The organism is Actinoallomurus acaciae (assembly GCF_042429965.1).
Taxonomy (GTDB): domain Bacteria; phylum Actinomycetota; class Actinomycetes; order Streptosporangiales; family Streptosporangiaceae; genus Actinoallomurus; species Actinoallomurus acaciae.
On record NZ_JBHLZP010000123.1, the window covers coordinates 22,415 to 30,298 of the forward strand.

Below are 7,884 nucleotides of genomic sequence, written 5' to 3' on the forward strand. Positions count from 1 at the left end.
CAATTTACTACGGAGCAGTAGTAAATGCATCCACAGGGGATCCCGTGAACGCTCGCTCGTTGATGTTGCCGCCCGTCCTTGCCCTGGTGCTCGCGTCCGTTGCCGCGGTGCCCGATCGAGCGGACTCGGCACCGCTCGCCGACGGATGGAGACCGCGACCCGCGCAGTGGCACCACACCGTGACGCGCAAGGACCTGGCGATCCGGATGAGTGACGGGAAGATCCTGCGCGGTGACCTCACGCTCCCGGCGACCGCCGACGGCAAGGCGGTGAGGCAGAGGCTGCCCGTGCTGGTGACGATCACGCCGTACAACAAGCGGCTGCCGATCGGTACCAACAGCGGCGCTCTCCTCGGCACCAACGTCCCCGCCGACTACTTCGTCGACCGTGGCTATGCGGAGCTCTGGGTCGACGCGCGTGGTACGGGCAGCTCCGAGGGCCGGTGGTCCGCGTTCGGCGCGAGGGAGAACAAGGACGCCGGCGAGGTCGTGACCTGGGCGCACAGGCAGCCGTGGAGCAACGGCAAGGTGGGCATGCAGGGCGGCTCCTACCTCGGCATCGAGCAGCTCTTCGCCGCCGAGCGGCAGCCGCCCGGACTGAAGGCGATCTTCCCGACGGTGCCGGCCGCCGACCCCTACCGCGACGTCACCGCCGCGGGCGGGGAGATGGACGCGGGTTTCCTGCCGCAGTGGTTCATGCTCGTCTCCGCGGCCGGCGCGATTCCCCCCGCGTTCAGCCTCAAGGAGCCGAAGTCGGCCCTGACCATGGCGGTCGACCATGTCTCCGGCGGCGTCGGCGGCACCCTGCCGGAGGTGCTCTCGGGAGCGCTGGGCGGGGACGTGGCCTACGACGGCCCGTACTGGGCGGGGCGCAAGCCGATCACCCGCATCGACAAGGTGACGGTCCCGACGTTCATCATCGGCGGTGAGTACGACATCTTCCAGCGCGGCGAGCCCCTGCTCTTCGAGGGGATCCAGCGCAACGGGACACCCGTGAAGTTCATCGACGGGCCGTGGAACCACCTCCAGGCCGGGTCGGGCGGAGGCACCGAGTTCGGCGCCGCCGGCTACGGGTCGCTGGCCCAGCTCGAGCTCCGCTGGTTCGACCACTGGATCATGGGGCTGGACACCCACCTGGACCAGATCGCGCCGGTGACCTACTACGAGCAGGGCACCGAGAGATGGGTGCGGAAGCAGAAGTGGATCGCGAGCGACCTGTCCGCGAAGACCTTCAACCTCTCCGGGTCCTCGACCGCCCTGGTCAGGTCCGGTGGCCTGACCACCGGCACCGCGGCCTCGGGGAGGTCGACACTCCAGCCGCTGCCGGTCAGCGGCCTGTGCACGCGCTCGACCGACCAGTGGACCGGCGGCCTGACGAGCGCGGTGCTCGACGACCTGCCGTGCTGGAGCGACAACCGGCTCAACGACGCCACCGGACTCACCTTCGACTCCGCGCCCGCGACGAGGACGCTGCGCCTCCAGGGGCCGATCAACGCCCACCTGTACGTCTCGACCAGCACCGGCGACGGCATGCTGTCGCTGGCGGTCGAGGACGTCGCGCCCGACGGCGGCGTCCACCGGATCACCGGCGGCTGGGAGAGCGTCTCCCAGCGAGCGCTGGACAAGAAGAGGTCACGCTACCTGGACGGCAGGATGATCCAGCCCTGGCACCCGTTCCTGAAGTCGGCGAAGAAGGACCTGCCGCCGGGCACGATCGCGCCGGTGGACGTGGAGATCTTCCCGACAGGTGCGGCCATCAGGCCCGGACACCGACTGCGGCTGACGGTCGAGGGCTTCGACGTACCTCACCTGGCGCCGCAGCCGGACGGCGGCGTCAAGACACTCGGGCCGATGACGATCTACACCGGCGGCGATCATCCGTCGTCGGTGACGATGCCGGTGCGGAGGTAGCCGCCGCAGCGGCGGGCTTACGGCCGCATCGGCCGGGGGGCGATCCCGGGCGAGACGCCGACGACGGAACCTCGGAGATTCCTCAGGCCTGGGTCGGTGCGGCGGACGCCTTACGCCGGCGGATGTGGCCGCGGCGCCGGGCCTGGCGCAGGAGCAGGACCGTCGTGGTGCCGCAGACCAGGAGCGCGATGATGCTCGCCTCGGGACCGAAGCCGCCCCCGCTCAGCAGCGACGAGCCGGACACCGTGCTCTTGAACAGACCCAGGGTGTGGTCGGAAGAGCCGGAGACGTTGGTCCCGAAGATGCCGCCCTCGGCGAAGTTCCAGCCCAGGTGCAGCCCGATCGGCAGCCACAGCGTACGCGTGAGGGTGTAGGCCGCGGCGAGCATCAGCCCGCCCTCGATGGCGATGGAGACCGCGCCGAAGAGCGTCGCGCCGGAGTTGATCAGATGCAGTCCCCCGAAGAGGATCGCGGAGACCGCCATCGCGCCCCACGTGCCGGTCTTCTCCTCGACGATGCGGAACAGCACGCCGCGGAACATCACCTCCTCGGCGACGGCCACCGCGCACGTCATGCCGAACGCGCCGATGGCGGCGGCGGGGTTGCCCCACCCGTGGATGCCGTACCCGCCGAAGACGGCGATGATCGCGATGGTGATCGCGAACAGCCCGATTCCGAGCAGCGTCCCGCGGCGTACCTCGGCGACCGCGCCGGGCCGGCCCACCTCGCCCGCCTGACGGCGTTCGAGGACGCGCACCATTTCGGCGTACCCCAGCAGCACGAGCCAGGCGAGGAGCGGCCCGGCCAGGACTCCCACGATCAGGAGCGCGACGGCGTTGCCCTGCACGCCCGAGTAGATCGAGCCGATGACGCCGTCGGCCACCACGCTCAGCACCAGCAACACGATCAGGCGCACCCATGCCGGTCGCGGCCCCCGCCCGGGCTGCCGCTCGGGCCGTACCCGCTCCGCCGTCGAATCGGCGCGTTTCCTCACGATGGCCTCCGTTAGGTCGCGGCCTCGGATGCAGGCCGAACTGCCGGAAACGCTACGGACGGCGAGGCCGGGGAATCATCGCGCCGACGTGGACAACCCGGGTAGCTCGCTCGGGGGACGACGCTCGGGGGATGACGCCGGTCAGTACCCGCTGACCAGGCCGTTCTGGTAAGCGAAGACCACTACCTGCACGCGGTCGCGCAGACCGAGTTTGGTCAGGATGCGCGAGACATACGTCTTGACGGTCTCGTGGCTGATCACGAGGGCCTCGGCGATCTCGCCGTTGGACAGCCCGCGCGCGATCAGCATCAGCACCTCACGCTCCCGGTCGGTCAGCGGCTCGGCCGGGTCCCATCGGCGTTCCGCGGCGCGGACCCGCGAGCCGAACCGGCCGATCAGCCGGCGGGTCACGGCGGGCATCAGCAGCGCCTCACCGGCCGCGACGGTACGAACGGCCGCCACCAGCTCGTGCGGCCGCGCGTCCTTGAGCAGAAAGCCGCTGGCCCCGGCGCGGAGCGCATCGTAGACGTACTCGTCGAGGTTGAACGTCGTCACGACCAGCACCTTCACAGGGTCGTCCACGTCCGGGCCGGCCAGCAGCCGGGTCGCCGCGATGCCGTCCAGCAACGGCATCCGGATGTCCATCACCATCACGTCCGGGCGCAGCCGCCGGGCGAGCTCGACCCCGGTACGGCCGTCCTCCGCCTGACCGACCACCTCCAGGCCGGGCTGGGCGTCGATGATCGTGACGTAGCCCGCCCGGATGATGCTCTGGTCGTCGCAGACCAGGACGCGGATCGGGCTCGCCTCCGCCTGCGGATCGGGCATGGTCACCGTCCGTCTCCCGCCGGGATGCGGGCGTGCACGGTGAAGCCGCCGTCCGGGCGCCCGCCGGCCCGCAGCTCGCCTCCGACCACGCTGAGCCGCTCGCGCAGCCCGGTCAGCCCGCGTCCGTCGGCCGAGCGCGGCGCGGCGCCGCCGGAGCCATCCGTGCTCACCTCGATGTCGACCTCGGCCGCGTCGTGGCGGACCCGGACGACCGTACGGCGGCCGGGCGCGTGTTTGAGGGCGTTGGTCAGCGACTCCTGCACGACCCGATACGCCGCGAGCTCGGCGCCGCGGGTCATCGGCCCCTGCTCACCCACCTCGCTCAGCTCGATCGGCTGTCCCGTCGAACGGGTCTCCTCCACCAGGTCACGCAGGCTCCCGAGCGCCGGCGCGCGCTCCGGCTCGTCGTCCACCGGGTCGAGTACGCCGAGGAAGTAGCGCAGCTCGACGAGCGTACGGCGGCCGGTCTCGCCGATCTCGGCCAAGCCGCTCACCACCTGCTCGGGCGAGTCGGCGGCGAGGAACGTGGTGGCGTCCGCCCGGATCACCATGTTCGTCACGTGATGGGTCACCACGTCGTGCAGCTCCCGGGCGATGCGCGCACGCTCCTCCGCGATCGCCGCGCCGGCGGCCTGCCGCCGACGTTCGGCCTCCTGCCCGGCGCGCGTCCGCATCCAGGCGCCCACCGACCAGCTGCCGACATAGGCGATCAGAAAGAACGCGACGAAGTCGGCCGGGCGCTCGGGTGAGCCCTGAGCCGCCACGACGACCGCGAGGACGACGTACGCGACGATCCCGGCGACGCCCGGAACCCGGCGAAAGCGGTCCTGGTACGCCCCGACGCTGTAGAGCGCGACGATCAGCCCCTCGCTGGCGAACGTGGGCGGGTAGCCGAACATCTCGTGGATCGCGAACGCGGCGGCGATGACCGCCAGACACAGCCCCGGCCGGATACGGCGCACGACCAGGGGAACGCACTGGGCGAACAGAAGCACCAGAGCGAACGCGTCAACGGGACGGCGGGCGTTCTCCGCCATGATCATCCCATCGTGCGCCACGCCGGGGGTGAACGCCAGGACCGCGAAGAGCGCCGCCAGCGCACCGTCACGCACGACCAGGCCACGCGCCCGCCACCATCTCCCGACCGGCAGGACCCGATCCGGCATCGCCGGCATCTTCCCGAACACGCAGAGAGCCTAACGGCCCGCGCTAAGGGATTTCCGTGGGTTTCTGACGGTTGATCGGCCCCGTGTCAGCGTCCGTCCGGAAAGGCGGCGCGGGCGGCTGGTCAGCCTTGCGGGAGGGAGTCCAGCATCTGTTTGCATGCGCCGGAGAACCTCATGCTGAAGTCCTTGTCGCCTTTGAGGGTGACGCCCATCGATTCCAGGCGGCCGTGGGAGTACCAGAACACACCGTCACTCATCGGCGCCGGATCGCCCTTCATCAGCTGCCGGCTCGTCTGCATCATGAACGGGATCATGTTGAGCGCCCGGCGCGAGTGGATCGGCAGGGCGATGAAGGAGTTGTTGGTGGGCAGGGTGACGATGGCGCCGTTCGGCAGCGGGGTGCCCAGCACCTCCTCGGTGCGCAGCGCCTGGCCGGCAGCGGGCCAGCCGGTGCCGTTCACGACGTGCATCTTGACGCCAACGTTGGTGTCGAACGCCCGGATGTTGAGCTTGTCCTGACGCATGTTCGCCAGAGCGCGCCCCCAGAGCGCGCGGGGGTCGGCGCCCCACTGGGCTGCGGCATGGTGGGCCACGGTCACCGCCTCGTGCGCGCCGCCGCGCCGGCGTGGCCCGGCCTTGACGACGAGGACGGCGGACAGCCCCTCGCCGATATCAGTGGCAACCGGATCGGACCCCAACCCGCCGTCCTGCCGACGACCGATGATCAGGGACAGCTGCGCGTCTCGCGCCTCCGGACGCATCGCCCCCAGCGCCTGGCAAGGCCCGTGCGCCGAGCACCCTGGCGCGGTGTAGTGCTTTGAATCGGGCTGCGCCCGGTCGAACATTCCCATCGGCCAAGCATGTCAGCACGTCAGCCAAACATCAATGTCTGTCTGACGCACCCGCGCCTTACGCGCCGTCCGCCGCCACCCGGCGCAAGCGCCGTCTCAAGCCGTTGGTCTTGGGCCGGCAAGAGTCGATATGCAAGAAATCCCGGTCGGGCCAGACAAACACTCCAGTTATCGCACGTGAAGGATGGGCTCTGGAAGGACACCGCCCCCGCCGGACATAGACTCGACAAGCATCGCTGTGGCGGTAAGCGGGAGAGCTGCCTTCTGCTCGGACTTACGCACTGGACTTCCACTCGCTTGAGAACCAGTAACAGTATCTACATCGTCGTTAATAGATTCTTCAGGACAGATGAGCCATTTTGTGTTAACTATGGCGACACGCGACGGTGACGATGGCCTTCGCCGGTTTCCGCAGGTGTTGGCGGGTGAAAAGGGAGTGTTTGTGATGTTCGACCGTGTCGAGGCCGCGGTGCGCGTGTCCGGGTTCCGGGGATGCCGCGCGTCGTCGGTGGGGCTGTCGGCGGCTCACCCCGTGCAGGTGGTCGTACGGCGTCATCCAGGGATGACCGGTTTCCGTACGTTCGCGGCGGGACGGGGCGTCGCATGAGCGCTCCCGACGCGTGGGTAATCCGGGACGTGGTCTACCGGACGTTCGCCGCCGAAGGGCGTGCCCCCTCCGTTGCGGAGCTCGCCCGGAAGACGGGCCTTACACCGGCGCTCGCTCAGCAGCTGCTCCGTACGCTCGCGGACGAGCACGCTCTCGTCCTGGCCCCGGACGGAGACTCGGTGCGGATGGCCCACCCCTTCTCCGCATGGCCGATGGCCTTCGTGGTGACGCCTTGCGATGGACGAGACGACCGGCGGTGGTGGGGTGGCTGCGCGTGGGACTCGTTCGGCATCAGCGCCGCCCTCGATCTCGATGTCCGGATCGACACCGCATGCCCCGCCTGTGGCACCCCTCTGTCGTTGCCGGCCGGACCTGCCACGCCGCCGCCCGCGGAACTCTCGGTGTGGTTCCCCAAGCCGGCGGACCAGTGGTGGGACGACGTCGTCGGCACCTGCACCATGATCCGAATGTTCTGCGACCGCGGCCATGTCGAGGACTGGTCGACCGCGGAGAAGGTGACAGGCGGCCAGACGATCGACGCCACCACGGTCTGGCGGCTGTCCCGCCCCTGGTACGGCGACCGCCTGCGGCCGGACTTCGCACCGCACACACGCGACCACAACCAGGAACTGCTTCAGGAATGTGGCCTCACCGGCGACTTCTGGCGTCTCCCATGAACAGACGAACGAAATGGTGAACGACCGGATCGAATCGCCTCGGTCACCGGCCACGACCCACGGAATCCGGGTCGCGCCGTCGAGGCGAATCGGCGGCGGCGTGCCTGACCGTGATCATCGACACGACCGGGTAGGTGGCCGCGCTGAGCGCTGCCAGCGCGGCCGCCGCCAGGAGGAGACGATCCATCCCGAACGCCCCGCGAAGCACGCCGCCGAGTACGGGTCCCGCGGTGATCCCGATCTGGAACGCCACGACATATGCCGCCGAGGCGCGATCCGGCGACCGGGGCGCGACGCGGAGGATGCCCGCCTGCCAGGACACGCCGAGGCCGGCGTACGCCACGGACATGAGGAGCAGCCACGCCACCGTCATCGGCGCCGTGTCGACCACGAGCACCGCGCCGGCGAACGCGAGCACGACGAAGGCCGACTGGCCGAACGGCGTGGCCCAGGGATGGGCGTCGACGGCACGTGAGGTCGCGATGATGCCGAGCAGGCCCGCGACGCCCAGCGCCACCAGCACGACCGGCTGCTGGGATCGCAGGCCGGCGTGCGTCAGGATCGGCGTGATGTAGGTGTAGACCGCGAAGTAACCGGTCACCATGGCCAGTGTCGCCACGCTGATCGCCAGCACGGCCCGCCCGTCGTCGGCCGGAGCGGATGCCGCGGCCGGCGAGCGCGACTCCGGCGCCGCCATGGCGGGAAGCCATCTGGCGGCGGTCGCGGCCGCCGTCAGCGCGGCCAGTGCGATGACCACCGCGGCGGCACGCCATCCGAACGCCGTCGCGATGGCGTTCATCGCGGGCACGCCCGCGACCGTCGCGAGGGCGGTGCCGACGAACACGGCGGCG

8 protein-coding genes are annotated in these 7,884 nt (G+C 70.2%); 3 read left to right on the forward strand and 5 right to left on the reverse strand.

The features are described from left to right. The first annotated feature begins 107 nt into the window (after positions 1-107). Complete coding sequence (locus ACFFNX_RS18340) at positions 108-1,910, forward strand: CocE/NonD family hydrolase (RefSeq protein ID WP_378203179.1); 1,803 nt, start codon at positions 108-110, stop codon at positions 1,908-1,910. Positions 1,911-1,992: 82 nt separating this feature from the next. Here the strand turns inward: ACFFNX_RS18340 and ACFFNX_RS18345 are convergent, their stop codons facing one another. From ACFFNX_RS18345 to ACFFNX_RS18360, 4 genes are all read right to left on the reverse strand, one after another. Further along, on the reverse strand, positions 1,993-2,904 hold the full coding sequence (locus ACFFNX_RS18345) for a CPBP family intramembrane glutamic endopeptidase (RefSeq protein ID WP_378203182.1): 912 nt from the start codon (positions 2,902-2,904) through the stop codon (positions 1,993-1,995). 141 nt (positions 2,905-3,045) lie between these two features. Beyond that, positions 3,046-3,732 (reverse strand): response regulator, encoded by a 687-nt coding sequence (locus ACFFNX_RS18350; RefSeq protein WP_378203185.1) that lies wholly within the window; start codon positions 3,730-3,732, stop codon positions 3,046-3,048. Positions 3,733-3,734: 2 nt separating this feature from the next. Then, on the reverse strand, positions 3,735-4,919 hold the full coding sequence (locus tag ACFFNX_RS18355; protein WP_378203188.1) for a sensor histidine kinase: 1,185 nt from the start codon (positions 4,917-4,919) through the stop codon (positions 3,735-3,737). Between the two features lie 101 nt (positions 4,920-5,020). Continuing rightward, on the reverse strand, positions 5,021-5,749 hold the full coding sequence (locus ACFFNX_RS18360) for a hypothetical protein (RefSeq protein WP_378203191.1): 729 nt from the start codon (positions 5,747-5,749) through the stop codon (positions 5,021-5,023). A 445-nt stretch (positions 5,750-6,194) separates the two neighbouring features. Between ACFFNX_RS18360 and ACFFNX_RS18365 the strand changes: the two genes are divergently transcribed. Together ACFFNX_RS18365 and merB are read left to right on the forward strand one after the other, a co-directional pair. After that, positions 6,195-6,356 carry a hypothetical protein gene (locus ACFFNX_RS18365; RefSeq protein ID WP_378203195.1) on the forward strand — a complete coding sequence of 54 codons (162 nt, stop codon included), beginning with the start codon at positions 6,195-6,197 and terminating at the stop codon, positions 6,354-6,356. After that, on the forward strand, positions 6,353-7,033 hold the full coding sequence (gene merB / locus ACFFNX_RS18370; protein ID WP_378203198.1) for an organomercurial lyase: 681 nt from the start codon (positions 6,353-6,355) through the stop codon (positions 7,031-7,033). Before ACFFNX_RS18365 ends, merB begins: the two co-directional genes overlap by 4 nt. A 43-nt stretch (positions 7,034-7,076) precedes the next feature. Here the strand turns inward: merB and ACFFNX_RS18375 are convergent. Then, positions 7,077-7,884, reverse strand: an 808-nt coding sequence (locus ACFFNX_RS18375) for an MFS transporter (protein WP_378203201.1), incomplete at its 5' end; no start/stop codon positions are given.